We start from the raw sequence: 25,669 nt of genomic DNA on the forward strand, positions 1-25,669 counted from the left end.
CATCAAATAGGCTGCGGGGTGAACTATTTACTCACCGTAGATCCAAACCGATACCCTAGACAAAAAAGAGGCGATTGAACACCACTCATTGATTGCAATAAGAAAATAATTCACCTTCGATGCCACTATCCACTGTTTCAGTTCATCCATCGATTTTACCACTCATCTACACAATCAACCGTTCGTCTCATCGCCAAGCAAGATATTTCCCACTGCCATATTCTGTCATCGTTCACTAAGCCACAAGGAATTGAGCGATGAAAACTCCTAAAACTCTACTGTTAACCGCTGCTTTGGCCGCTACATTGGGCAGCGCTAACTTATATGCCAACCCAAGCTCTGATATTTTGGCAAACTACAACCTCGCCGCCGATGGCGATGAGGCATTGGTGGATACTGTTTATGGTCAACTAAACCGCTTACTTGAAGAACAAGGAGCAAAACCTCTAACCATGGTGTACCTAGGCAGTACGCAAACCCTTCAAGGTCGTGACGCCTTTTTACCTTGGAACAAAATGAAGTTCACTGAACAAGGGCTTGCCACCATTGCTAAGGGAATTAGTTTGCTCAACACCCTACCAGAAGACGTTAATCAGCAAGAACGTATTCAAGGGTTACCTGAAGCCCATTTAGCTCAAGCAATGGCAGCGATTACTTACACCTCTCTACCCGATATGTTCAATCATTTCGAACGCGGTTATGACCTCTATCTTAATCTACTCAATGACCCTTCTTTTGCACATCAGCCTTTTGCGGCGAGTGCATGGGTTTACAGTTCAGGAATATCCGCCGCATTGAAAGCTGGCGATATTTCGCAAGCTCAAGCATGGCTTTCTACTATGCAGACATTAGACCCCTCTAATGTACAAACTCAAACTGCGCAAAAATTGATTGCCAAACAAGGCTAAGGGAAAAGAATGATTGTTTTTAATCAGATTCAACGCCACTACCAGTTAGGCAATCAAACCGTTGCTGCACTAACGAATGTATCTGGCGAGATCCAAACCGGTGAAATGGTGGCACTGTGTGGTCCTTCGGGTAGTGGCAAAAGCACCCTGCTCAATGTACTGGGGCTGCTCGATATGCAATATCAAGGCGAAGTGAGCCTTAATGGCAGCGCACTTCCCAAACATCCTAGGCATGCCGCGATGCTACGTCGTACGCAACTTGGTTTTATCTTTCAACGATTTAATCTCATCCCCGTAATGAGCGCGTTGGAAAATGTAGCTTACCCTCTGCAAATCAATGGTTTTGATAAAAAGCAGCAACGTTATAAGGCTGAACAAATGCTTGATTGGGTTGGGTTAGCTGATTTTATCCATCAACGTCCAGACAACCTCTCTGGTGGGCAACAGCAACGTGTCGCCATCGCTCGCGCTCTTGTCCATCAACCTACTTTAGTAATTGCAGACGAACCCACTGCCAGCCTTGACAGTAAAACGGCAAATTTGGTGGTCGATATTATGAAAAACCTCGGACAAGAGATGAATACCACCTTTGTGATTGCCACTCATGACATTCGCATGGCTTCTCGTTGTGACCGAACCATTGAACTGTTAGATGGGCAGTTACATCACGTAGATACCAATCAGTTTGATATAACTCCATCTAGTGTCAACCAGCACGAAATTTCTTATGCACACAACGATCGTGAGGTGACTTCATGGGCAAACTAGCCGGATTTCTACTGCCAGACACACTGCGTTTAGCTTGGTTAAACTTACGCCGCAATCAGCGCCGCAGTTCGCTTTCTATTATGATCATTGCAATTACTGTCTTTGCTCTTGCTAGCACTGGTGGTTTTGGTCTGTACACTTATGACAGTTTAAAACAAGCAACCGCACGTGATATCGGACACTTGATCATTTCAACACCAGGCTATTTTGAAGCCGATGAAGAGATGCCTCTGTCCAATGGGCTTGAGCAACCACAGCAACTGATCAATAAAATCATCGCGCTTGACTCTGTCCGCGGCGTACAACCTAGTATCGACTTTACTGGCTTGATTTCAAACGGCAACAAATCAGCCATTTATGTGGGGCGCGGGGTCAATGATCGTGAGTTTGATATGAAGGGTCCCTTCCTCGACATGCGCGAAGGTAAAACTCTCTCCAATACACGCTCATCTCGTTACGACCAAACCGAACCGGAAGTGATGCTTGGTGTCGACTTAGCTCGTAACCTCAATGTCACCATCGGTGACTGGGTCACGCTACTCGCGACGACGACTGATGGCGCTCTGAATGCGTATGATTTTAAAGTGCACGGAATCTTCTCTACGGGCGTTCCTGAGCTCGACAAGCGTCAGCTCTATTTACACATCGACAGCACCCAGTCGCTGCTTAACAGTAACAAAGTCAGTACTGTTTCCGTATTCCTATTCAACCTTGAGCAAACGACACCCGTTTCTGAAAAAATCAGCAAGCTGATCGCCTCACAATCGCAATCGCTTGAACTAACACCTTGGAACGTTCGTGCCTTTTACTACCAGAACGTCAAAAGCCTCTACGACCGAATCTTTGGCATTATGGGCATCATTATGGCGATGGTTGTGTTCGTTTCTCTATTTAACACCATGACCATGTCCGTGACAGAACGAACTCGCGAGATCGGTACACTTTCAGCGCTGGGAAATTTACCCAATGAAATTGTTGCCGGATTTATGCGTGAAGCTGGGTTACTGGCACTTGTCGGCAGCTTACTTGGCACTATTGCGGCAGCGCTACTTACTCTCTTTTTGATGGTTGCCGACGTTCAGATGCCACCTCCACCAGGAATGACCCAAGGCTATCCGCTGACGATCTATTTCTCTATCGAGCTTGCGGCGATGGCTTCGTTTGGGGTCCTCAGCATCTGTTTAGTTGCCGCCTATTTCTCAGCCCGAAAAGGGGTTCAAAAACCAATTACCGAGGCGCTTACCCATGTCTAATATCAAAACTCTATTTGCCAGCTTGCTAATCAGCATGATGATGACAACACCAAGTAAGGCGGCTTTAAACACTAGCCAGGTTAAACAACTCATCGAGACCGCGGATCAATTTCGCTTGGGTGAAGAATCTGCCCGCGTCATTTCAGTTGTCTCGTTATACAAAGCTGGCGAATTGGATAAAACTCGTCAATACAATGTCTATTCACGCCCAAATCGTGAATCACTGGTGGTATTTAAATCTTCAGTCGAAGCTGGGCAAAAAATGTTGATGCTGCAAGAAAACTTTTGGCTTCAAATGCCAAAGAGCCGCCGTCCTATTCGCATTACACCTATGCAAAAGTTGCTTGGTGAAGCCTCTGTTGGAGATATCAGCTCATTAACATGGAGTGAAGATTACCAAGGGAAATGGCTGGCAGATGAAACAGCGAAAGATATTAATCAATTGCCATACAGTGCTCATCACATTGAACTCACAGCAAAAACCAGCAGTGCGAGTTACCAACGTATCGAATTATGGATTGAGCAAGAGACGAGCTTTCCCATTCGAGCTGATCTCTACTTACGTTCGGGCAAACTCGCCAAGCAAGCCTATTTTGCTCGCGGAGTTCGTGATGACAAACTTGCCGTCACCGCAATGACGCTGCTTGATGCCATTCAACCAACGAAGAAAACCGTGATTAAATATATGTCTATTGAACCATGGAAATTGGAAGATAAATTCTACAATCCTAGCTTCCTTGCTCGTAACAATACCGCGGAGCTTTAGTTATGCGCAGTACCACTCTACTTGCTCTGTTCGCACTCATGTCTTCACCGGCGATAGCTCAGCACTGGCAAGTGGATTGGGACTGGGCACTATCAGCAAGCCAAGGCCAGTTAAAAAGCAGTGTTTTCATCGAACCTAATCATAATTCACATTCCCAACTCGATGGCTTGCTTGATGTTCAAATGGGTTATGGACAATGGAGCGGTCTATTTGCACTCTATAGTCAAAGCATCTATCAGAACAGCCCTCAAAGTTGGTTTGAGCATACTGATAATCAGTTCATCGTGCGTGAATTAGCGTGGCAAGGAAGCATCACTATTGGTGAACAAAGCTTTGACGCGACATTGGGCAAAATTCGTCTCGACTATGGTGTGAGCTACGGATACCGCCCTTTAGACATGTTCAAACCTTATCGACAAAATCCTATTGGTCTCAGTGTCGAAGAAGGTTCAACCGTCGCTGCCCTATCTCAGTTTGATGCCAATGGCGAATGGAGCGTGCTCTATACCAACTCACACTGGAGCGATAACGTAGTGGATCACTTTGACATTGCTAACCAACAACAAGGTATCGGCATACGACGCTATGGGTTGATCAATCAACATGAGTACCAACTCATTGGCTACTACGATGACGTTCGACAAGGTGCGATAGGGGCAAGCTGGGTCAGTATACTGGGTCCTGCATGGGAGTTTCATGCTGAAGCACTTTGGCAGCATAAAAGCCAACAATATACACAACCAGAGCAATCCATAACCCCTGTAAAGCTAAAACAAGCTGGCGAGGCGTGGCAAGGGTTGGCTGGCTTCACTTACACCACACTCAACGGGCACAGTTTTATTGGTGAATACTGGTTTGATAGCCGAGCATGGAGCAAAAAACAGTGGCAGCAAGCACAACATAGTGCGCAACGATTACAGCAATCTATACTCTCCCAATCGCTAGCGAGTTCTTATGCGCAAGGGTTAAATCATTACAACCTTACTCAACACAATCTCATGCTGCATTGGAACTGGGATACCGATTCATGGTTACAGTGGCAATCCAACGATGACTGGCACTGGCTTAGCGACTTCACACCAAAGCTGGATCTGCTTATCTCGCCCCAAGATGGCGGTATCATTGCGACTCAATGGTTAACCTATCAATGGATTGATACTGGAGAGGCGTCGATAGATTTGGAATTTACCGCACGCTTTTTGAGCGGAAAATCGGATTCTGCTTACGCACAAATAAACGATCGCCGTACACTACTCTTCATGATTAAAGGGAAATTTTAATGCGAACCATCTGCCTCTCGGCTTACATAACTCGCTGGCGTAGTTTCATCATCACCACACTGTTTTGTTTACTGGTTGCGTTCACCTCTTTTAACGTGTGGGGCGGGTCAGTTTACATTCATCTACTAACCAGCCTTGGCTATGGTTATTCAGCGATCATTTCATCTACCGTTCTGGAGAGGTTATTCCCAAATATAACCAGCCTACTTGAGACTGTGATTTCTTTAGTCTGCTCTATTATCCTTGGTTCATTTAATGCGTGGTTTTGGTTAAATTCATATCTTGATGGCTCATTTTTAGGCTTTCTCCCAGTAATAATGTCGGGAGGCATATTCTCGATGATGTGTTTCTACTATTTTTACAATCGTGAGCAACAAGCCATTGCAGAAAAGTTGTTAGAAGAAGCAAAACGAAAACAAGCAGAACAAGAAAAGGCACTAATTTTAAGCCAGTTGATGCAAATGCAAAGTCAAATAGAGCCGCATTTCTTGTTTAATACGCTCGCCAACATCAGCGCCTTAATGAGCCAAGACGTACCGAAAGCTCGCATGATGTTAGATAAACTCACTGAACTGTTGCGTACCACGCTTGCCAATTCTCGCCTTGCCGAAACCACCGTAGAAGATGAAATTAGACGCCTGAATGCTTATCTGGCGATTCAAAAGATACGACTTGATGAAAGATTGCATTTTCACATTGATGTTGATCCCCAGCTACAGCAAACCGTTATCCCCCCTATGTTGATTCAACCTTTAGTTGAGAATGCCATTCAGCACGGTATTGAGCCCAAAGGCGTCGGCGGTACAATTCACATCGCAATTTTTCAAGCCAATCACCAATTGAAGATTAAAGTGACGGATGATGGTATCGGCTTAAGGCAAAACGCCCAAACCAAAGGTCATGGTGTTGGGCTCACTAACATCAAACAACGAGTAAAAGGCTTGTATGAACAACAAGGTAGCGTTGCAATAATCCAGCCGGATCAGGGCGGTTTCAGCGTTTGCATCACAATACCGCTCGACGCCCAAGCCATCGAACCACTTTTGGTCACTAAGGAAACATAAAATCAATGACTTCTATCACCGCTATCATTGCCGATGACGAGCCGCTACTTCGACACCACTTAGACCGCAGCCTCGCCGAAGTTTGGCCAGATCTAGAGATTGTCGCCAGCTGTAGTGATGGTAAACAAGCATTGGAAAGCATTACCCTGCTCAAGCCCGATGTTGTCTTTCTCGATATCCGCATGCCTGAACTTGATGGTATGGCTGTCGCTAACGAAATCAAACAGCAAAGCCATCAACCTCTTGTTGTCTTTGTCACCGCCTACGATGAATATGCGATTAATGCATTTGAACAAAACGCGATCGATTATTTACTCAAGCCACTAAATGAAAGTCGCTTAGAAGCATGCTGCACTAAAATCAAACAACGTTTCGCTCATCAACCGACGCAAAGTGCGACACCTGATCTGAGCCAATTGTTATCACAGCTTAGCCAGTTGCCTCCTTTAACGCCGCAATACTTAACATGGATTAAAGCCAGTCGGGGCGAAGACATTCATCTTATTTCTGTGGATGAGGTGCTGTACTTCAAAGCTGAAGAGAAATACGTCTCTATCTATACCGACGACAACAGTGAATACTTGATTCGCACCCCATTAAAAGAACTGCTTATGCAGCTTGACCCTGAACACTTCTGGAAAATCCATCGCTCAACCGTTGTCAAAGTGGCGGCTATTGAAAAAGTAAGCAAAGACTTTGCTGGGCGCATGTTCGTTAAAATGCTTGGGCATAAATTACCAGTCAGCCGCGCCCAACAAAGCTTATTTAAAGGTATGTAACAATAGTGCCGCTACACCGGCTTTATTGTTGGAGTAAAAAAATGCCAAGCTGCATACCTCTTTCAAATACCTTTCGATTTAATAATGTGAGCTTGCGCAGTTGCTACATCGCAGGTAGTGACTGCGATTAACACCGAAATCACTTTCATTCCTTTTATTCAACTCTCTGTTTTTATTCACCCCACCGATGTATTTGGCAGGAATGACGAAAGCTAATTGCTTTCGTTTTTTATAAAATGAAAGGTTTTTCGCCGACGAATGGCATTGATTGGTTTCGTGATGGAGTCATAAATCTGATTTATATCGACTGGCATAATGTTGATTGAATTTGACTCGTTCGATATTCAAAAACAGATATTCAGTGTGTTAATACTCAATCAAATGATCGCCACTCTGTTATGCAGGCATCAGAGGACCTCGTATGAAAAAAACATTAATCAGCGCTTTAGTTTTAACTGGGATGAGTTGTACTGTCATTGCGGCAGAGCAAGATGCGTTTAAAGTAAAACCCTACCTACAAAATCCCACCAGCAATAGCATGACCATCATGTGGCTGACCACAGACAACAAACCGGGTGAATTAAAAGTATCTGGCGATGGTTTTACAAAATCATTTACCTCCCAGCCAGAACTCGCTTCCGGTTTAGAGTATTTCCCGACCGAAGTAGAAAAGTACTTTAAAGATAAAGATCTCGCTAAAACACCTTATATTCACCACGTTCAGATTTCTAATCTTAAACCCGGTACTCAATATCAATATACGGTAGAGCAAAGCAATCAGCAGTATGATGCTCAGTTTAATACCGTTCCCAACAAAGATGGCGAAGTTCGCTTTGTCGTCTACTCCGACTCTGAAACTGAACCGGAATCAACGGGTAAGACACGCCGTTGGTCGGAACCTTACGGCGACTTTGACCGACAATACCTTGTCGACCAAACGGTGGGCTATCAAGAAAACATTCGCGTGATGTTTGAGCGTCAACCAGACTTTATTGCGATTGCCGGTGATTTAGTTGAATCTGGTAACGAGCAACGAGATTGGGATGAGTTTTGGCGTCATAATGCCGGCGAGTTCAACAATATTGCATCGTTTGTGCCGCTATTCCCAGCGATTGGTAACCACGAAAATTACCCAGGCCCAGACGGTGGTCTTGCAGAATATGATACCGAACTTGCTCTGCAAGCTATTGCTCGTTACAAAACCTACTTCGATGTTCCTGACAATGGCAGTAGTAATACCGCCTATAAAGATCGCTACTATCGCGTAGACTACGGTCCAATTACTTACATTACTATCGATACATCCGACGGTAAGCCGAACAAAACCGACAAAGACACCAACTGGCGTTTAGAAGGCGTAAATGCACCAGACTTCAACCCAGGTTCAGAACAATATAAGTGGCTAGAAAAACAGTTGGCTGATGCGCAGAAAAACAGCCAATTTACCTTTGTTCAGTTTCACCATATCCCATATTCAGTCGGTCCTCATGGTTTTCCAACGGGGAATAATGGCTTTGAAAATGGCGAGGATAACCAGTCAGGTGTACCTGTTCGAGTCTTAACTCCGCTATTTGAAAAGTATGGTGTTGACGCGGTATTCGCAGGTCATGATGAAATGTATGAGCACTCAGTAGTTGATGGCATTCATTTCTACGATGCGGGTATCGGAGGGGATGGCTTACGTGGTCCTTACTTTGGTAAAGATGGCAAATACGATGTTGATATGGATAACCCATACCAAACTTATTTAGCGCACCTTGACGCTCCTGAAGTATGGCAAGGCAAGCAGCTTGTCAGCGGTGGTAAGCACTATGGTCACTTGGAAGTGAATGTATTCCAAAACGAACAAGGTGAGTGGACCACCGAAATCTCTCCTGTTTACGTATTCCCAATTATGGACAAATCTGGCAACGTCACCGATTGGGAAAGACGAGTTTATGACGATGTTGTGACACTTAAAGCAAAGTAGAGCCGGCTTGCTATAACGTTACGCTCACTGAATAGGGCTAGAAACAAAAATCCCTCAAACAACATTGAGGGATTTTTTGATCTAATCAGTTAGGCTTGTCTTAACTAACTGAGTGGCCTTAAGTACGCTAAGAATTTTTTCTCTGCGTTTTTGAATACCCACAAAATTAAGAACGTGAGTGCCATATAGAACAGACCCGCGGTTAAAAATGACTCAAAAGGTGCGTAATAGCGTGAGTTGACTAGCCTTGCCGCCCCGGTCAAATCAAGGATGGTCACAATACCGGCCACCGCACTACCATGAAGCATAAAGATCACTTCATTACTGTAAGCAGGCAAAGCACGGCGTAATGCACTTGGTAAAATCACTCGTCGATACGTCATCGCGGTACTCATACCATACGCTTTTGCCGCTTCCACTTCTCCTTTTGGCAAACCGTTAATGGCGCCACGAATAATCTCCGCTGTATAAGCTGACGTATTAAGAACAAAAGCGACTAAGGCACAAAACCAAGCGTTTTCCCATAGTGTATCTTTGACCGGAAAAAACTGATCCATACCGTAGTAGATCAAATAAAGTTGAACCAATAATGGTGTGCCACGGAAAAAGTAAATGTACGCCCAGCTTGGTGCCATCAGTAAATAATTACGACTATTACGTGCGATCGCGAGTGGAATTGCCACCATTAAACCTAAAATCAACGCCAAGCCAACCAACCAAAAGGTGGTCCAAAGCCCTTCAAGGTAGATAGGCAAGCTTTCAACAACTAGTGCAAAATCCATTTCCTACCTCGCATGAATACTAAACTTGCGTTCAACCAACTTGAGAAGCCCGGTTGAAACACTGGTAAAAAACAAAAAGATAATCGCGACAGCCATATAAAAAGTAAACGGCATTTTGGTTGAACCCGCCGCTAATGCGCTCACACGAACCATATCCTCTAATCCAATAATGGAAACTAACGCGGTTGTTTTTAACAATACCAACCAGTTGTTACCAAAACCCGGTAAGGCATGGCGCACCATCTGTGGAAATAGAATACGTCTAAAGGCTAACGTAGAGCTCATTCCGTAAGCTTTTGCCGCTTCTAGTTCACCTTTGTCTACCGCCATGATGGCACCACGAAAGGTTTCTGCCATATAGGCACCAAAGATAAAGCCAATGGTCAGGACACCAGCAATAAAAGGGCTAACATCAATGTAATCAGGAAGATAAGCAGTCCATTCATGATTTGGGTCACTTGATGTGAACCATTCATTGAGCCATTCATTAACGGCATAAAGACTGTTATTCAATAGGATTTGACCGCCGAAAAATATCAGCATCATGAGCACGAGGTCGGGAATGCCACGAATAATCGTGGTATAGAGTGTTGCTACAGCCCTCGCCCAACGGTAAGGCGCAAGTTTAGCCAAAGCTCCCAGCATGCCTAAAACAACCGCAAACAACAGTGACAGAAGTGCAACCTCTATCGTTATCAGAGCCCCTTTTAAAATTGAGGCTTCGTATCCTTGAAGATCCAGCATAGGTGAGTTCCTGTCCCTAAACTCAAAACCGACCGTTGACTACTTCTAGGAACAAGCCAACGGTCGCTGATACCAATCTGACTAGGTTAATAGCCATAACATTACTTCGGTGAAATACCCTCAGCCTTAGTCAGATTGATATATACGGCTTACTGGCCGTAAACGTCATACTTAAAGTATTTTGCCGCGATTTCTTGATAGACACCTTTTTCACGTAGAGAAAGGATCGCCGCATCTAACTTCTCGGTTAGATCTTTGTCTTGCTTGCGTACCGCAATGCCAAAGCCATCACCAAACCATTGAGGGTCCGTTAGAGATGGACCAACAAATTCATAACTTGCACCGCCTTCTGCATTCAACACACCTTCTTCAAGCGCTGATGCATCACCCAGAACGGCAGCAATTCGACCGTTTGCTAGATCTAGATACGCTTCATCAAATGAGCCGTAACGAACGATTTCAACTTTGTCGTAGTTATCAGTTAGGTATTTATCGTGCGTGGTTGCACGTTGCACGCCAATCTTAACGCCATCTAAGTTTTCAAAATTCAAACCCGCGTCTTTCTTAGCAATAAATTTGTTGGGAATAAGTGCATATTTGCCAGTAAAGTCTACTTTCTTCTTACGCTCTTCAGTAATCGACATTGCTGCAATGATCGCGTCATATTTGCGAGCTAGTAGTGATGGAATAATGCCGTCCCAATCTTGTGGTACGATCTTACATTTCACATCCATCTCTTTACACAATGCATTTGCCATATCCACATCAAAACCCTTAAGAGAGCCATCTGCTTCAGTCCAGCTAAATGGAGGGTATGCCCCCTCGATACCGAAACGAACTGTCTTCCAATCTTTCGCTTGTGCCATGCCTGTCACTGTCGTAGCTGCAAGTGCCGCTACTACTAACCACTTTTTCATTTCCATACTCCTGTGATTGTTTTTTACTTATAGATGTTGTGTGTTGCTCCGCCTTCTTATTTTCTGTCGACAAGGCGGTTAATAAATAGAGGATATAAACTGCTGTAAACGTTCTGATTCAGGATTAGTAAATAATTTGGCAGGGTCACCCTGCTCTTCTACTAACCCTTGGTGAAGGAACATCACATGGTTTGATACGTCACGCGCAAATGCCATTTCATGCGTAACAACTAACATCGTTCTTCCTTCATCGGCGAGATCGCGCATTACGCCTAATACTTCCCCAACCAGTTCAGGGTCAAGCGCGGATGTTGGTTCATCAAACAACATCACTTCTGGATCGACGGCTAACGCTCTCGCTATCGCTGCGCGTTGTTGTTGACCACCCGATAAATGCCCTGGGTAATAATCTTTTCGTTCGTACAAGCCCACTTTCTTTAACAATAGTTCTGCATTTTCGATTGCTTGTGCTTTCGGTACACCCAATACATGAACTGGAGCTTCGATCACATTCTCAAGCACTGTCATGTGTGACCAAAGATTGAAGCCTTGAAAAACCATCGCAAGGCGTGAACGGATTCGTTGAACTTGTTTTTCATTGGCAGGAACCGCCTCACCTTGTCGATTTTGTTTCATTTCGATCAATTCGCCATTGACCCAAATTTCACCGTCGGTGGGGGTTTCTAAGAGGTTAATACAACGCAAGAAGGTACTTTTCCCAGAGCCAGACGAGCCGATAATAGAAATTACATCGCCTTTATGTGCTTCTAAAGAAATACCTTTTAGTACCTTATTTTGACCAAAGGTCTTATGTAAGTTATTGATATTTAGCGCGGGTACATCATTCATGCGCTTCTACTCCCTGTATAGTCTTCTTGATCAAACACTTTATTTACAAGTATTTGACTGCATGGGTTCCTCCCATTTGCACTCAAACTAGCACTAACACCAACAATATACAACAAATTATTAACCTAAACAAAATCAATATCTAACTACTTTATGTGCGTAATAATGCATTACATAGCTATTATCACTCTATCGAATGCATAAACTGAGGTTTACCGATATTATTTCACTTTTCGATTTAACAATTAAGACACACAGCAAAGTTCACAAAACGACCACTAACATGTTTCATTTTTGTAGAGCAAATCCATCTAAAAGTTTTGTAAAGGTTACAAAATGAAATGTATTTTCAGCTATACCGAGGGAAACAAGTCAAAGTTTAACCATAGTGCGTAGTTTTCTTTCACAATCTTTCATATAGTGATCTAAATCAATCACTCTAAAGGGTTAGCACGTTAAACTCCCGCTAGATAAAAGCCTCCATAACGCCTTTGTCCGCTTCTTCGTCTATCTTAAAGCACATGCAACACGTGCCGCTCGAGGGCAAAAGGAATTATTGAAAGAAGCTTAAACAGACGTTTTTACGCAGTCGCTTAGATAACAAAAAAACAAGCGACTTAAAATAAATCACTAACTTTTTATATGAGGAATCTATGTCAGACGCAGTCAATAAGCCGCACTCTGATTCGGATATCGAAGACAAGAGCTATCGCGAGCTGCATCGCCCGTCATCGGAATTTGCATCACGTTCTGATTACCTAGATCACGAACTACAAATCATGAAACCGCGTCGTTTCAGATTAAACCTTCCAGGTCGTGACTTCCGTTTCGAACTTGAAGATCTAGTTCCAGCTCTTGCTGGTACTATCGGCATCATCGCAATGTACTCTGCGGTAATGATGTCTTGGGCAGAAGGTCTGACAGCTGCTTGGGACCACGTAAATCTAGGTAAAGACTTCGCGATTGAAGTTGCACGTGTAGAGATGCTTATCCCTGCACTGCTATTCTGTGTTCTAGCATCTGGCTTTATTAACCCTAAAGCTAACCTTGCTGGTAACCACGGTCCGATGATCCCACTTATCGGTACAATCGCGCTAGCTGGTGCACACCCTCTTGCTCTTGCAATTCTAATTGGTGTGTTTGGCTTGATCCTAAGCTTCCTTAAAGGTGGCTCGAAGTTGGTTAACCTAACCTCAGAAGGTACAGCCGGTGGCTTGCTTATCTTCCTAGGTTTAACCGGTACAGTTAGCCAGATCACGTCTATTCAAGAATGGGCTGTGGGTCTTCAATCGGCAACGGTTGAAGCTGGTAGCATGGGTTACTTGGGTCTTGTTGTTCTAGCAGTGACTATCATACTTTACGCATACCTTGCTAAAGTAAACAAACGCTGGCTAGCGATCCCTGTTTGTGCATTCACAGGTCTTGCTATTGCGTTGGCATTCGGTGCTGGTTTCGACATCAAGTTTGTTACTGAAACTGGTCTGCCTAACCTAAACCCAGTTTACTGGTGGGGTAGCACTGAAGAAGGTTGGATGCTTGGTCTACCAAACATGCAACACTTCATCGCATCTCTACCATTTGCAATTCTTGCAGTAGCAATGTGGTCACCTGATTTCCTAGGTCACCGTATCTTCCAAGAACTGAACTACCCTAAAAAGACTGAAAAAGTTCTTATGGACGTAGATGACACTATGACCATGTGTTCTATCCGTCAAATGGTTGGTACAGCAGTGGGTGGTGGTAACATCACGTCTTCTTGGGGTACTTACATGATCCCTGCGGCGATCGCTAAGCGTCCAATCCCTGGCGGTGCAATCTTACTAGGTTCACTATGTATTATTGTTGCAATCCTTGGTTTCCCAATGGACGTAGCAGTATGGCCACCAGTAATGCGTGTAGCTCTACTAGTAGGTGTATCTCTACCTCTACTAGAAGCGGGTATGCAAATGGTTAGAGATTCGAAAGACTCTCAAGCTGCTGGTATCTGTATCTTCGCTTCAGCAGTTGCTAACCCAGTACTTGCATGGGCACTAACCATGCTTCTAGACAATAATGGTCTAATCGGCGACAAAGAGCGTGCTTCACGTCTTTCTTTTGTTGATAAGATCGTTATTCCGGTAGGCGTACTTGTAATCTGTCTGGTTGCAATGCTTGCTGTTGGTATGCTTGAAGGTCAATACGGTCTTAAGGCATTCCTATAATTTTTGAGCTATAACTGATGGGGAAGCGCTTAGCGCTCCCCCTTTTTATTAATTTTTTTTAGATTTTGTTGATTTAGTTTAAGGTTTCAAAATTTTTTTAGTGTAACCTTGAAATCGAACTGGTAAGATTCCATATAAAGAGTAATGACAATTTCTATAGGTTTTTGATCAAAAAAGACGAACGGTCAAAAAAGCTATACATATTGTTATTAAATAAGAGTGTACTGTTCCTCTACTCAGAGGATAGCTGGTCACCCAGTGAAGCCAGTACGTGTTTTTTCTACTAAAAAGGTAGGTATGTCATGGCAGAGCAATTTGCTAAAGCTTGGGAAGGTTTTGCTGCAGGTGAGTGGCAAAGCGAAGTAAACGTTCGTGATTTCATCCAAAAAAACTACGCTCCATATGAAGGCGACGAATCTTTCCTAGTTTCTGAAGGTACTGAAGCAACTAACACGCTTTGGGCTAAAGTAATGGAAGGCATCAAAATTGAGAACGCTACTAAAGCACCTCTTGATTTCGATACTAACGTTATTTCTACCATCACTGCTCACGATGCAGGCTACATCGAAAAAGATCTAGAAACTATCGTTGGTCTACAAACTGAAAAACCACTAAAACGTGCAATCATCCCTAACGGTGGTGTACGTATGGTTGAAGGTTCTTGCAAAGCATACGGTGAAACTCTTGACCCTATGATTTCAAAAATCTACTCAGAATACCGCAAAACTCACAACGCTGGCGTTTTCGATATCTACACTCCTGATATCCTAGCTTGTCGTAAGTCTGGTGTTCTGACTGGTCTTCCAGATGCATACGGCCGTGGTCGTATCATCGGTGACTACCGTCGTGTTGCACTATACGGTATTGACTTCCTAATGAAAGACAAGCTGGCTCAATTCAAATCTCTTCAAGAGCGTTTTGAGAACGGCGAAGACCTAACAGCAACTATGCAACTTCGTGAAGAAATTGCTGAGCAACACCGCGCTCTAGGTCAAATCAAGCAAATGGCTGCTAAATACGGCTACGATATCTCTGAGCCAGCTCAAACTGCTCAAGAAGCTATCCAGTGGACTTACTTCGGCTACCTAGCTGCTGTTAAATCACAAAACGGTGCTGCAATGTCTCTAGGTCGTACTTCGACTTTCCTAGACATCTTCATCGAGCGTGATATCGCTGCAGGCAAGATCACTGAAGTTGAAGCTCAAGAAATGATCGACCACTTCGTAATGAAGCTACGCATGGTTCGTTTCCTACGTACTCCTGAATACGATGAGTTGTTCTCTGGTGACCCAATCTGGGCTACTGAGTCAATGGGTGGTATGAGTCTTGACGGTCGTACACTAGTTACACGTACTAACTTCCGTTTCCTAAACAGCCTATACACTATGGGTCCTTCTCCAGAGCCAAACATCACTGTACTTTGGTCTGAGCAGCTACCTGACGGCTTCAAACGTTTCTGTGCTAAAGTATCTATCGATACTTCTTCTATCCAGTACGAAAACGACGATCTAATGCGTCCTGACCTACAATCTGACGACTACGCAATCGCATGTTGTGTATCTCCAATGATCGTTGGTAAGCAAATGCAGTTCTTCGGCGCGCGTGCTAACCTTGCGAAAACAATGCTTTACGCAATCAACGGCGGTGTGGATGAGAAACTGAAGATGCAAGTTGGTCCTGTTTCTGACAAGATCACTGACGAAGTTTTAAACTACGACGACGTAATGGCTCGCCTAGACACATTCATGGATTGGCTAGCTAAGCAATACGTGACTGCGCTAAACAGCATCCACTACATGCACGACAAGTACAGCTACGAAGCGTCTCTAATGGCTCTTCATGACCGTGACGTTCGTCGTACTATGGCATGTGGTATCGCAGGTCTATCTGTTGCAGCTGACTCACTATCTGCAATCAAATTCGCAACTGTTAAACCAGTTCGTGACGAAGATGGCATTGCAATCGACTTCGAAATCGAAGGCGACTACCCTAAATTCGGTAACAACGACGCTCGCGTTGATGACATCGCATGTGAACTTGTTTCTACGTTTATGGGCAAAATCCGTAAACTTAAGATGTACCGTGATGCAATCCCAACTCAGTCTATCCTTACTATCACTTCAAACGTTGTGTACGGTAAGAAAACTGGTAACACTCCAGACGGTCGTCGTGCTGGCGCTCCTTTCGCTCCTGGTGCAAACCCAATGCACGGTCGTGATGAGAAAGGTGCTGTAGCATCACTAACTTCTGTAGGTAAACTACCGTTTGCTGACGCTCAAGATGGTATCTCTTACACTTTCTCTATCGTGCCAAACGCACTAGGTAAAGAAGAAGACAGCCAACGTTCTAACCTTGCTGGTCTAATGGATGGTTACTTCCACCACGAAGCTGGTATCGAAGGTGGTCAACACCTAAACGTGAACGTTCTTAACCGTGAAACTCTAGAAGACGCTGTTAAGCACCCTGAGAAATACCCTCAGCTAACAATCCGTGTATCTGGTTACGCTGTACGCTTTAACTCTCTAACTGCAGAGCAACAAGCTGACGTAATCGCACGTACTTTCACTGAGTCTCTATAATTCTTAGTTGAATGATTGATGAAGCCCCGCTTTTCGCGGGGCTTTTTTTTGCATGTACTCCACACCTTTTCTCTTTATTGCCTTATCTATCAATACATAAACCCACCTTTACAGCTATAATCCACTCAGGCAGTTCTGACTCACTCACTGATTCGCCCTACCTCACCAAGGAGAGCTTCAATGAAAACACAGTATTTTGTGCTTATCTCTTTGCTGCTTTCTGCTAGTGGCTACGCCTCCTCATCGCCTATCATCTCTTTGACTTCCGATAACGATGCGCCATTTGGGGCGGATAATGATTACACCAATGGACTTTTTTTCAGCTATACAACGGCGATACTGTCAGATAACTCGCGCATAGAGCCATTAAGCTTATCGACTCAATCATTTGATAAACTCGAATTTGTGCTTGGGCAAAAAATGTACACGCCGGACAATATCGCCTCTTCATCCCCTGTCGCGAACGACCGCCCTTATGCAGGCTTTCTTTATACTGAAGCGAATTACTTATCGATATTACCCCATAGAGTTACCCGTTTTAGTGTCACTTTAGGTACGGTTGGTGAGCAATCACTCGCCCGCCAGGCGCAAAGATTTGTACACGACATAACTGACTCTGAATACCCTAATGGTTGGGCATTTCAAGTTGATGAAGGATTAGTCGGCAACCTTGGTTATCTCAATCACTACGCTTGGCATCGTTCAACCCTCACAAATTCAACTCAATTTGAAATTTCTAATATTTCCGAAATCAATGCCGGAAATTTCCGCAGTGATGCTTCTACCGGTGTGATGCTTCGTTGGGGGGAGTATTTATCAACGAGTATTGGGGCAGCGAACATCGACAGTGAACGACCTTTTCGAGCAAGTGCTTTAAGAAATGGAACAATTGGGTGGTTTGCATTTTCAGGGCTTGAAGCGCGCTATCGATTCAACGATATCACTATCGAAGGTGATAGACCGGGTATTGCCGAGCCTGAAAACTACCCCGCTACTCTAGAGAATAAGCAGGCAACGATCGTGGCTGGATTTACGTGGTACAACACTAACTTTGGTGGCAGTTTAACCGCAGCAATCAAAACCAATGACTACATAGAAGCACTCGACAGCACTCAAGGTAACCTTTCAATTTCCTTGTTCTTTTTCTTATAAATTCTCCAATCAAAACCAGTAATTGAATAAGTTTTATTCGGTTTTAATTTCCTATTGTATTAATTCACTAAGAAGCACGTATAACCCTATTTAATCGAGGTGATTTGTAATAAAATAATGTTCAAATAACAGCTAAAGAGATTAACTCATGTCAAAGACTGGTCGTATACATTCCTTTGAATCATGTGGGACAGTGGATGGCCCTGGAATTCGCTTTATCGTTTTCTTACAAGGGTGTTTGATGCGTTGTATGTATTGCCATAACCGCGATACATGGGATACGCATGATGGCAAAGAAGTAACGGTTGAAGAGTTAATTGCTGAGGCGAAATCTTACCGCCACTTTATGAACGCTTCTGGCGGTGGTATCACTTGCTCAGGTGGTGAAGCAATGCTGCAACCTGAGTTTGTTCGTGACTTCTTCCGTGCAGCTCAAGCTGAAGGCATTCATACTTGTCTAGATACTAACGGCTACATCCGTAAGCATACTGACGTGGTTGACGAAGTGCTAGAAGCGACAGATCTAGTCATGCTTGATCTTAAACATATGAAAGATGAGATCCACCAAGACTTCATTGGTGTATCAAACCGACGTGTACTTGATTTTGCTCGTTACCTACATAAGATCGGTCAAAAGACTTGGATTCGTTACGTTATCGTACCTGGTTACACCGATGACGAAGAATCAGCGCATATGCTTGGTGAGTTTGTTAAAGATATGGACAATATCGAGAAAATCGAACTTTTGCCATACCACAAACTTGGCGCACATAAATGGGAAGCGATGGGTCTAACCTATCCACTTGATGGTGTTAACCCACCACCGAAAGAAACCATGGAAAATATCAAGTCGATTCTTGAGCAATACAACTCAAACGTTAAATACTAATCGACCACCGATTCTAGAAGGGCATTTCAATTATGAAATGCCCTTTTTTATACTCGCTACTTTACAACCACGCTTTCATAGTGAAAGGTTCCGCTGTCTAGCGCCTGTTTGTGCTCTATTTTTGCGTCAAAATTAAGGCTGTTAAGATCAACTCGTCGAATGGTGCTATCACGCATTGTTTTATAGAATAATAAGCCATTATTTTGATCTATCACTGATGTCCATTGTGTCGCGCTCGGCAAATCAGAAATGTGTGCTTTATCGTTAAATTCACTACCAATTGGAATATCAAAGTTATTTAAGATATGGAATGCCTGAGCGACAGCCTGCTCCGATGTTTTAAGCGTTGGTGCAGAATTAACATAAAATGCAGCGCGTACAAAACGTGATGGTGGTGAAATATCTCCTGGCAGCCCCACAAATGCCGAGCCAACACCAAACGAAAGAGCGTCAACGTCGTTGATCTTTTGTCCTGCGATGCTGCCCGGTTGTAAATTAATATAATTGTTTAAGTTAGTAACATGCCAATCGTAATCAGGCGAATTCGTTAGCACTTTAGCAATATTTTTATGTATGTTAATTTCACCATGGTTCATGATTTCAATCACAATACTATTGCCATTCTTATCGGATACGCGCCAGTGTGCCGTTGGTGAAGGATTCCCCTGCTCATCAAAATAAACAGTAACGATTTTAATCTTGTTGAGCGCCGCTTCCACTTGGTCTACAGTTTCAAATTGGCTCAGCATCCAACGAACAAAATCCATATCAGTTATATTGTTCGCTCTATCGCTTGGATCATAAGTAGCCAAAGAGCCATAATTGCGGAAGTAAAATAGCCCAGCACTTAAACCCTTTTCATTCACACCTTCAGCAATGAATTTATCATCACTCACTGAGATACCGGCGAAACCGTACTTACTTTGCCAACTATTCCCTTGTTTTTGATCCGGCATCGTCGAAGTATACGTATAGTTCCTCGGTGAGACGATAAGCTTACTATTTAAATCGTTGTGTCCCCACTCAATCGTTCGTGCCTGAATATAATCACTATTAGTGGTAGATAAAGAGATGCCTGTGCAAGCGTTAGCTGATGAATAAAAACAAGAAGCAAAAATTAGCGCTAGTATCGATTTTTTCATGATTAACCCACATTCGATGTTGTCGATCTAATATCAATATTGTTCCAGAATAAAGCTACACCTATCCTGCGAGATTGACAAAGTAAACGCACTGCTAAAATGAAAAAATGACACAACTCATCGAATTGTGCGCACACTATCTGGATATGGAAGAGATTAACGACTATCCATTAAACCAAAGCGGTGAAAACAGCGGTGAAAACAAGGAGACGAAATGTGCAGCTAACGCAAATGTGGATGTGGCTTATTGCCTTATTGGCGATCATACCTTGCCTAAGCGATGCAAAGCGCCACTTTTTCCCGAAGCTCTTTCGTGAACCTTCATTTCAACACTTAACATTTGCTATGTGTTTCGGGCTATTCTTACTCTGGTCAGCAGAAGCAGGTGTAAAAGAAGGGCTCAACATACACTTCCTCGCATTGACGAGTTTAACGCTTATGTATGGCTGGACGATCGCATATTTACTCTGCTTTCCGATCGTCTTATCTCTCACATTGTTTGGCTCACTTTCTTATGAGCTAATTGGACAATATCTTGTCCTCTCCTGCCTTATCCCAATATTAACCAGTTATGCTGTTTTTTTAACAAGTTATCGCTTTTTACCAAGAAATATTTTTATCTACATATTCATAGCAGGCTTCTTGAATGGCGCTATTAGTGGAAGCGTGCAACTAATCGCAACAGGCTTATTCAACCTTATAATCGACCTTCATCAATGGCAGGAAATAGTTAATAACTATCTGATTTTTATCGTTCTATTGGCATTCCCTGAAGGATTACTCAACGGTATGGCCATCACGCTCTTATCGGTCTTTAAACCAGAGTGGTTACGAACCTTCTCCGACCGCGATTATATCTACAACCATTACCATAAAAAATAATGTAAAAAAATTTCATTTTTGCTCACAAATAGGTGTTGAGATCATGTTTCAGCCTCTGGCAACAAGCTAACCTAAGCACATTAAAGATGTACTAGATTTTAAGAGGTCACCTAATGGAAATGACAAACGCTCAACGTTTAATCCTATCTAACCAGTACTACCTGATGTCACAGATGGACCCAGAAAACGCACAAAAATACAGCCGCTTACAAAAAATAGTAGAACGTGGCTACGTATTACAAATGCACGAGCTTAATAAAGATTTTGGCTGCATCGAAGAAGATGAATGTCGTGAAATTATCGACATTATGGAGATGTACCATGCGATGCAAGAATCCAACAACATGCTTGAAGAGCATGAGCGTAAAGAAGTTGATCAACGCCGCTTACAATTCCTAGGTTTTGACTGTGGCACTGAGTGTAAACTTGTCCATTATGTACGTTTCCTCGTCGACTCTGAAGGTCTTTACCCTCAATTTGAAAAAGGCGAGCATCACTTTAATGCACAAATGCCAATGCTAGAGAAATATCGTCGCATGCTTTCAACATGGCGTAACTGTCCTCGCCAATACCACCTGTGTGCCAACGAGCTTAAGCAGATTTTTAACGCTTAACAAACGCAAAAAAAGGTGCATTTATTGCACCTTTTTACTTCCTACATTCCCTACTCTCCCGCTGAAACTAAATGAGTTTGCAGGTACTTTAGGCAATCACTTGCCTTCCCTCTCGAATTTTCATCAAGTGCATTAAGCGATATATACGCCAAATTTGCAAACGAGGTCTGGTTGAGTGATTCAATTGGCAGCGTGCTGCAATCTTCTAACTCATTCCCTCTCTGCGACACAGCATCCGGATAGGCATGAGTCACAACATCTGCATATTTTTGAAGAGCCTCCGCAGACATCGTTAATACGGGTAGCACTTCTAGCTCTTTCACGGAATAAGCTATTCCACCGTCATTAAAAGGCACCCCTGCCATATTATTCGGAGCAATCTCTAAAGCGGATTTCACTAGATTGGGAAAATCCCAGCTTGGGGGAACTGGTATTGTTGATTGCGCAGTCACGACCTGTGCGAACAGATATAACCCCCCAGCTAAAGCTACTTTTTTCATTGATTAACCTCTTCAAATACTGAGTGCAATGTACAATTTACCGCGACTGATATTCAACGCTGGCAATATGCAGGTTGACTACATTTCTCAATGTTGATACCAGCTCAACCCTTATCTTTCTGTATCAGCACTCACTACTCTTTAACTATCCTTTTGCAAATAAACACATATTTTTTAAGCAAAATTAGAAATCCCCACTAGTCTTAATTAATGAGGGAGTCGTTAATTTTTGCGAGTTGTATGTCAGTTTGACAGGTTCAGAGGGGAAATCATTATGAGCATTTTCGACCATTTCCAAGCACGCTACGAAGCGTCCAAGGATGAGGAGTTATCTTTACAAGATTTCTTAGCACTGTGTAAAGATGATAAAAGCGCGTACGCTAATGCAGCTGAACGCTTATTGATGGCTATCGGAGAGCCTGAGGTGATCGACACCGCACAGGACCCACATCTTAGCCGAATCTTTTCAAACCGTGTAATTTCACGTTATGAAACGTTCAAAGATTTTTATGGTATGGAAGATGCAATAGAACAAATTGTGTCTTACCTAAAACACGCCGCTCAAGGTCTGGAAGAACGTAAACAGATTTTGTATTTACTAGGACCAGTAGGTGGTGGTAAATCGTCTCTCGCTGAGAAACTCAAAGCACTAATGCAGCAACAGCCAGTATACGTGCTATCAGCTAATGGAGACCGCAGCCCTGTCAATGACCACCCATTTTGCCTATTTGATATGGCAGAAGATGGCGAACTGCTAAAGCGAGAATATGGGATTGAAAAACGTTATTTACGTTCAATCATGTCACCATGGGCAGCAAAGCGCCTGCATGAATTTGGTGGTGATATTTCTAAATTCAAAGTGGTTAAAGTTCGTCCTTCTATTCTTGACCAACTTGCTATTGCGAAGACAGAGCCCGGCGATGAAAACAACCAGGATATTTCATCATTGGTTGGTAAAGTTGACATCCGTATGCTTGAACATTACTCACAAGATGATCCTGATGCGTACAGCTACTCTGGTGCTCTTTGTAAGGCAAACCAAGGTCTGATGGAATTTGTAGAGATGTTTAAAGCACCAATCAAAGTGCTGCATCCACTACTAACGGCAACCCAAGAAGGCAACTACAACGGTACCGAAGGGCTTTCTGCTTTGCCATTTGACGGCATGATTCTCGCCCACTCGAATGAGTCAGAGTGGCAGACCTTCCGAAACAATAAAAACAATGAGGCTTTCTTGGACCGTGTTTACATTGTCAAAGTCCCTTACTGTCTACGTGTTTCAGAAGAAGTGAAAATTTACCAAAAACTGCTTGATCATTCAGAGCTATCGAAAGCGCCTTGTTCACCAAGTACTCTCGATTTACTGGCTCAATTCAGTATTCTCTCTCGCCTAAAAGAGCCAGAAAATTCGTCGATCTTCTCTAAAATGCGTGTATATGATGGTGAAACACTGAAAGATACCGATCCAAAAGCGAAGAGTTACCAAGAGTACAGAGACTACGCGGGCGTCGATGAGGGTATGTCCGGTCTATCAACCCGTTTTTCATTCAAAATCCTATCGCGAGTCTTTAACTTCGACCAAAGTGAAGTGGCGGCAAACCCGGTTCATCTTTTCTACGTGATCGAACAGCAAGTCGAGCGTGAGCAGTTCCCACAAGATATCGCTGATAAATACCTCGAATTTTTGAAAGGCTATTTGGTACCGCGTTACGTTGAATTTATCGGAAAAGAAATTCAAACCGCATACCTAGAGTCATACTCAGAGTACGGTCAAAACATCTTCGACCGCTATGTCACTTATGCTGATTTTTGGATTCAAGACCAAGAATACCGCGATCCAGAAACGGGTCAGCTATTTGACCGCTCTGCACTTAACAACGAACTAGAGAAAATTGAAAAAACCGCTGGCATTAGTAATCCAAAAGATTTCCGTAATGAAATCGTTAACTTTGTATTACGTGCTCGAGCCAACAACAAAGGTCAAAACCCAGTTTGGACCAGCTATGAGAAACTACGCACTGTGATAGAGAAGAAAATGTTCTCCAATACCGAAGAGCTTCTTCCTGTTATCTCCTTCAATGCTAAAACTTCTTCCGAAGATCAGAAGAAACATGACGACTTTGTCGCACGTATGATGGAGAAAGGCTATACAGAGAAACAAGTACGCTTGCTATCTGAATGGTACCTACGCGTACGCAAATCGTCTTAATAGCAGCAAATCAAATCCTCTAAGTAACAGCTAGAGGATTGCCCATGGAGTACCTGCCAGAGTGTGATGCTCTGGCAGGAGATTGGACGCGAGGAAATACATGCATATGAACGATCAGCATGTAGCAACTAAGGGGTGACTCATGGCGCAATTTATCGACAGACGACTGAATGGCAAGAATAAAAGTGCCGTTAACAGGCAGCGCTTTATTCGTCGCCATAAAGAAAAGATTAAAGAATCGGTGGCTGATGCAGTCAACCGCCGCTCAATTACCAATACCGAAACCGGTGAAGATGTCGCAATTCCACATAAGGACATTAGCGAACCAATTTTCCACCAAGGTCAAGGGGGCGTTAAAGAGCGCGTCCACCCAGGTAACGACCAATTCATTCAAGGCGACAAAATTGATCGACCAAAAGGTGGCGGTCAAGGTGGCGGTGGCTCAGGTGATGGTGACGCCAGCCCAGATGGCGAAGGCGAAGACGAATTTGTATTTCAGATCTCCAAAGACGAATACCTTGATATTCTCTTTGAAGACTTGGCTCTACCAAATTTAGACAAGACTCAAATCAACAAAATTACCGAATGGAAAACTCACCGTGCGGGCTATCAAACTGCTGGTAACCCAGCCAATATTGCCATCGTTAAATCACTGCAGCAGTCTCTAGCTCGCCGTACAGCGATGACTGCGGGTAAACGACGCATGATGCAAGAACTCGAAGATGAGTTGACTCGTATTCAAAACCAAGAGCCTGCACAACTGATTGAAGAGCGTCGATTAAAAGAAGAAATTGAAGCGCTGAGAAAGAAAATTAGCAGCGTACCTTTTATCGATACTTTTGATTTACGGTTTAAAAATTACGAACGTCGCCCTATTCCTTCAAGCCAAGCCGTTATGTTCTGCTTAATGGACGTATCCGGTTCGATGGATCAGGCAACTAAAGACATCGCCAAACGATTCTACGTTCTATTGTACTTATTCCTTACTCGTACCTATCAAAATGTAGAGGTGGTGTTTATTCGTCACCATACACAGGCAAAAGAGGTGGATGAGCATGAGTTTTTCTACTCACAAGAAACCGGGGGAACCATCGTTTCGAGTGCGCTTCGTTTAATGAACGAGATAGTCGCCGACCGATACCCTATCGGACAATGGAATATTTACGCAGCACAAGCTTCCGATGGCGATAACTGGGCAGATGACTCTCCTCGATGCAAAGAACTATTGCAAGAAGGGTTATTGCCTAAGTGCCAATACTATTCCTACATTGAAATTACTCGCCGATCTCATCAAACCTTATGGCATGAGTATGAAAAACTAGAAAATAATTTTTCAAACTTTGCGATGAAGAATATTCGTAGCGTTGACGACATTTTCCCGGTGTTCAGGGAATTGTTCAAAAAAGAAAACGCGTAGGGAGG

Annotated in this window: 22 protein-coding genes; 16 read left to right on the top strand and 6 right to left on the bottom strand. The window is 43.5% G+C overall.

The annotated features are described in order from the left end of the window. Positions 1-257: 257 nt before the first annotated feature. The 8 genes from H2O73_RS04945 (at position 258) to H2O73_RS04980 (ending at position 8,787) form a co-directional block, all read left to right on the top strand. Positions 258-908, top strand: coding sequence for a hypothetical protein (locus H2O73_RS04945; RefSeq protein WP_182107218.1), 651 nt, complete (start codon positions 258-260; stop codon positions 906-908). A gap of 9 nt (positions 909-917) precedes the next feature. Further along, a complete protein-coding gene (locus H2O73_RS04950; protein ID WP_182107220.1) occupies positions 918-1,676 on the top strand; it encodes an ABC transporter ATP-binding protein in 759 nt (252 codons plus the stop codon). Next, positions 1,664-2,929, top strand: coding sequence for an ABC transporter permease (locus H2O73_RS04955; RefSeq protein WP_182107222.1), 1,266 nt, complete (start codon positions 1,664-1,666; stop codon positions 2,927-2,929). Before H2O73_RS04950 ends, H2O73_RS04955 begins: the two co-directional genes overlap by 13 nt. Continuing rightward, a complete protein-coding gene (locus H2O73_RS04960; RefSeq protein WP_182107224.1) occupies positions 2,922-3,695 on the top strand; it encodes an outer membrane lipoprotein-sorting protein in 774 nt (257 codons plus the stop codon). The genes H2O73_RS04955 and H2O73_RS04960 overlap by 8 nt, the downstream gene beginning before the upstream one ends. Before the next feature lie 2 nt (positions 3,696-3,697). Beyond that, on the top strand, positions 3,698-4,975 hold the full coding sequence (locus H2O73_RS04965; RefSeq protein WP_182107227.1) for a hypothetical protein: 1,278 nt from the start codon (positions 3,698-3,700) through the stop codon (positions 4,973-4,975). Continuing rightward, complete coding sequence (locus H2O73_RS04970; RefSeq protein WP_182107229.1) at positions 4,975-6,039, top strand: sensor histidine kinase; 1,065 nt, start codon at positions 4,975-4,977, stop codon at positions 6,037-6,039. Before H2O73_RS04965 ends, H2O73_RS04970 begins: the two co-directional genes overlap by 1 nt. A 5-nt stretch (positions 6,040-6,044) precedes the next feature. Continuing rightward, the gene (locus H2O73_RS04975) at positions 6,045-6,818 is read left to right on the top strand and encodes a LytR/AlgR family response regulator transcription factor (RefSeq protein WP_182107231.1); all 774 of its coding nucleotides are present in this window, start codon (positions 6,045-6,047) and stop codon (positions 6,816-6,818) included. Positions 6,819-7,239: 421 nt separating this feature from the next. After that, positions 7,240-8,787, top strand: a complete 1,548-nt coding sequence (locus H2O73_RS04980; RefSeq protein ID WP_182107233.1) for a purple acid phosphatase family protein — start codon at positions 7,240-7,242, stop codon at positions 8,785-8,787. Between the two features lie 104 nt (positions 8,788-8,891). Here the strand turns inward: H2O73_RS04980 and H2O73_RS04985 are convergent, their stop codons facing one another. From H2O73_RS04985 to H2O73_RS05000, 4 genes are all read right to left on the bottom strand, one after another. Then, positions 8,892-9,569, bottom strand: coding sequence for an ABC transporter permease (locus H2O73_RS04985; protein WP_182107235.1), 678 nt, complete (start codon positions 9,567-9,569; stop codon positions 8,892-8,894). Between the two features lie 3 nt (positions 9,570-9,572). Further along, a complete protein-coding gene (locus H2O73_RS04990; RefSeq protein ID WP_182107237.1) occupies positions 9,573-10,313 on the bottom strand; it encodes an ABC transporter permease in 741 nt (246 codons plus the stop codon). Positions 10,314-10,462: 149 nt separating this feature from the next. Then, positions 10,463-11,230, bottom strand: a complete 768-nt coding sequence (locus H2O73_RS04995; protein ID WP_182107239.1) for an ABC transporter substrate-binding protein — start codon at positions 11,228-11,230, stop codon at positions 10,463-10,465. A 78-nt stretch (positions 11,231-11,308) separates the two neighbouring features. Next, positions 11,309-12,079: an ABC transporter ATP-binding protein gene (locus H2O73_RS05000; RefSeq protein WP_182107241.1), complete on the bottom strand. Its 771-nt coding sequence runs from the start codon at positions 12,077-12,079 to the stop codon at positions 11,309-11,311. Positions 12,080-12,732: 653 nt separating this feature from the next. On the opposite strand from H2O73_RS05000, the gene H2O73_RS05005 reads away from it, so the two are divergent. The 4 genes from H2O73_RS05005 (at position 12,733) to pflA (ending at position 18,900) form a co-directional block, all read left to right on the top strand. Next, positions 12,733-14,280, top strand: a complete 1,548-nt coding sequence (locus H2O73_RS05005; protein WP_182107243.1) for a DUF3360 family protein — start codon at positions 12,733-12,735, stop codon at positions 14,278-14,280. A gap of 302 nt (positions 14,281-14,582) precedes the next feature. After that, entirely contained in the window at positions 14,583-16,859 is a 2,277-nt protein-coding gene (pflB, locus tag H2O73_RS05010) for a formate C-acetyltransferase (protein ID WP_182107245.1), read from the top strand. A gap of 180 nt (positions 16,860-17,039) precedes the next feature. Next, a complete protein-coding gene (locus H2O73_RS05015) occupies positions 17,040-18,011 on the top strand; it encodes a lipid A deacylase LpxR family protein (RefSeq protein ID WP_182107247.1) in 972 nt (323 codons plus the stop codon). Between the two features lie 148 nt (positions 18,012-18,159). Continuing rightward, a complete protein-coding gene (pflA, locus tag H2O73_RS05020) occupies positions 18,160-18,900 on the top strand; it encodes a pyruvate formate lyase 1-activating protein (protein ID WP_182107249.1) in 741 nt (246 codons plus the stop codon). A gap of 56 nt (positions 18,901-18,956) precedes the next feature. Here pflA and H2O73_RS05025 read toward each other — a convergent pair whose 3' ends face one another. Then, a complete protein-coding gene (locus H2O73_RS05025) occupies positions 18,957-20,042 on the bottom strand; it encodes a linear amide C-N hydrolase (protein ID WP_182107251.1) in 1,086 nt (361 codons plus the stop codon). A gap of 216 nt (positions 20,043-20,258) precedes the next feature. Here H2O73_RS05025 and H2O73_RS05030 point away from each other — a divergent pair, with 216 nt between their 5' ends. Then, entirely contained in the window at positions 20,259-20,924 is a 666-nt protein-coding gene (locus H2O73_RS05030) for an energy-coupling factor ABC transporter permease (protein ID WP_368737149.1), read from the top strand. 113 nt (positions 20,925-21,037) lie between these two features. Continuing rightward, positions 21,038-21,538, top strand: a complete 501-nt coding sequence (locus H2O73_RS05035) for a YfbU family protein (protein WP_182107253.1) — start codon at positions 21,038-21,040, stop codon at positions 21,536-21,538. 50 nt (positions 21,539-21,588) lie between these two features. Here the strand turns inward: H2O73_RS05035 and H2O73_RS05040 are convergent, their stop codons facing one another. Beyond that, on the bottom strand, positions 21,589-22,038 hold the full coding sequence (locus tag H2O73_RS05040; RefSeq protein WP_182107255.1) for a hypothetical protein: 450 nt from the start codon (positions 22,036-22,038) through the stop codon (positions 21,589-21,591). A gap of 274 nt (positions 22,039-22,312) precedes the next feature. Between H2O73_RS05040 and H2O73_RS05045 the strand changes: the two genes are divergently transcribed. Both H2O73_RS05045 and H2O73_RS05050 read left to right on the top strand, forming a co-directional pair. After that, positions 22,313-24,247 (top strand): PrkA family serine protein kinase, encoded by a 1,935-nt coding sequence (locus H2O73_RS05045; protein WP_182107257.1) that lies wholly within the window; start codon positions 22,313-22,315, stop codon positions 24,245-24,247. 142 nt (positions 24,248-24,389) lie between these two features. Further along, positions 24,390-25,664: a YeaH/YhbH family protein gene (locus tag H2O73_RS05050; RefSeq protein ID WP_182107259.1), complete on the top strand. Its 1,275-nt coding sequence runs from the start codon at positions 24,390-24,392 to the stop codon at positions 25,662-25,664. Positions 25,665-25,669: the final 5 nt, after the last annotated feature.

This window comes from Vibrio marinisediminis, assembly GCF_014050145.1.
GTDB lineage: Bacteria > Pseudomonadota > Gammaproteobacteria > Enterobacterales > Vibrionaceae > Vibrio > Vibrio marinisediminis.

Excerpts from the sequence above, each read along its gene's own strand:
- H2O73_RS04945 (WP_182107218.1), top strand. The coding sequence starts at position 258 with ATGAAAACTCCTAAAACTCTACTGTTAACCGCTGCTTTGGCCGCTACA.
- H2O73_RS04950 (WP_182107220.1), top strand. The coding sequence starts at position 918 with ATGATTGTTTTTAATCAGATTCAACGCCACTACCAGTTAGGCAATCAA.
- H2O73_RS04955 (WP_182107222.1), top strand. The coding sequence starts at position 1,664 with ATGGGCAAACTAGCCGGATTTCTACTGCCAGACACACTGCGTTTAGCT.
- H2O73_RS04960 (WP_182107224.1), top strand. The coding sequence starts at position 2,922 with ATGTCTAATATCAAAACTCTATTTGCCAGCTTGCTAATCAGCATGATG.
- H2O73_RS04965 (WP_182107227.1), top strand. The coding sequence starts at position 3,698 with ATGCGCAGTACCACTCTACTTGCTCTGTTCGCACTCATGTCTTCACCG.
- H2O73_RS04970 (WP_182107229.1), top strand. The coding sequence starts at position 4,975 with ATGCGAACCATCTGCCTCTCGGCTTACATAACTCGCTGGCGTAGTTTC.
- H2O73_RS04975 (WP_182107231.1), top strand. The coding sequence starts at position 6,045 with ATGACTTCTATCACCGCTATCATTGCCGATGACGAGCCGCTACTTCGA.
- H2O73_RS04980 (WP_182107233.1), top strand. The coding sequence starts at position 7,240 with ATGAAAAAAACATTAATCAGCGCTTTAGTTTTAACTGGGATGAGTTGT.
- H2O73_RS04985 (WP_182107235.1), bottom strand. The coding sequence starts at position 9,569 with ATGGATTTTGCACTAGTTGTTGAAAGCTTGCCTATCTACCTTGAAGGG.
- H2O73_RS04990 (WP_182107237.1), bottom strand. The coding sequence starts at position 10,313 with ATGCTGGATCTTCAAGGATACGAAGCCTCAATTTTAAAAGGGGCTCTG.
- H2O73_RS04995 (WP_182107239.1), bottom strand. The coding sequence starts at position 11,230 with ATGAAAAAGTGGTTAGTAGTAGCGGCACTTGCAGCTACGACAGTGACA.
- H2O73_RS05000 (WP_182107241.1), bottom strand. The coding sequence starts at position 12,079 with ATGAATGATGTACCCGCGCTAAATATCAATAACTTACATAAGACCTTT.
- H2O73_RS05005 (WP_182107243.1), top strand. The coding sequence starts at position 12,733 with ATGTCAGACGCAGTCAATAAGCCGCACTCTGATTCGGATATCGAAGAC.
- pflB (WP_182107245.1), top strand. The coding sequence starts at position 14,583 with ATGGCAGAGCAATTTGCTAAAGCTTGGGAAGGTTTTGCTGCAGGTGAG.
- H2O73_RS05015 (WP_182107247.1), top strand. The coding sequence starts at position 17,040 with ATGAAAACACAGTATTTTGTGCTTATCTCTTTGCTGCTTTCTGCTAGT.
- pflA (WP_182107249.1), top strand. The coding sequence starts at position 18,160 with ATGTCAAAGACTGGTCGTATACATTCCTTTGAATCATGTGGGACAGTG.
- H2O73_RS05025 (WP_182107251.1), bottom strand. The coding sequence starts at position 20,042 with ATGAAAAAATCGATACTAGCGCTAATTTTTGCTTCTTGTTTTTATTCA.
- H2O73_RS05035 (WP_182107253.1), top strand. The coding sequence starts at position 21,038 with ATGGAAATGACAAACGCTCAACGTTTAATCCTATCTAACCAGTACTAC.
- H2O73_RS05040 (WP_182107255.1), bottom strand. The coding sequence starts at position 22,038 with ATGAAAAAAGTAGCTTTAGCTGGGGGGTTATATCTGTTCGCACAGGTC.
- H2O73_RS05045 (WP_182107257.1), top strand. The coding sequence starts at position 22,313 with ATGAGCATTTTCGACCATTTCCAAGCACGCTACGAAGCGTCCAAGGAT.
- H2O73_RS05050 (WP_182107259.1), top strand. The coding sequence starts at position 24,390 with ATGGCGCAATTTATCGACAGACGACTGAATGGCAAGAATAAAAGTGCC.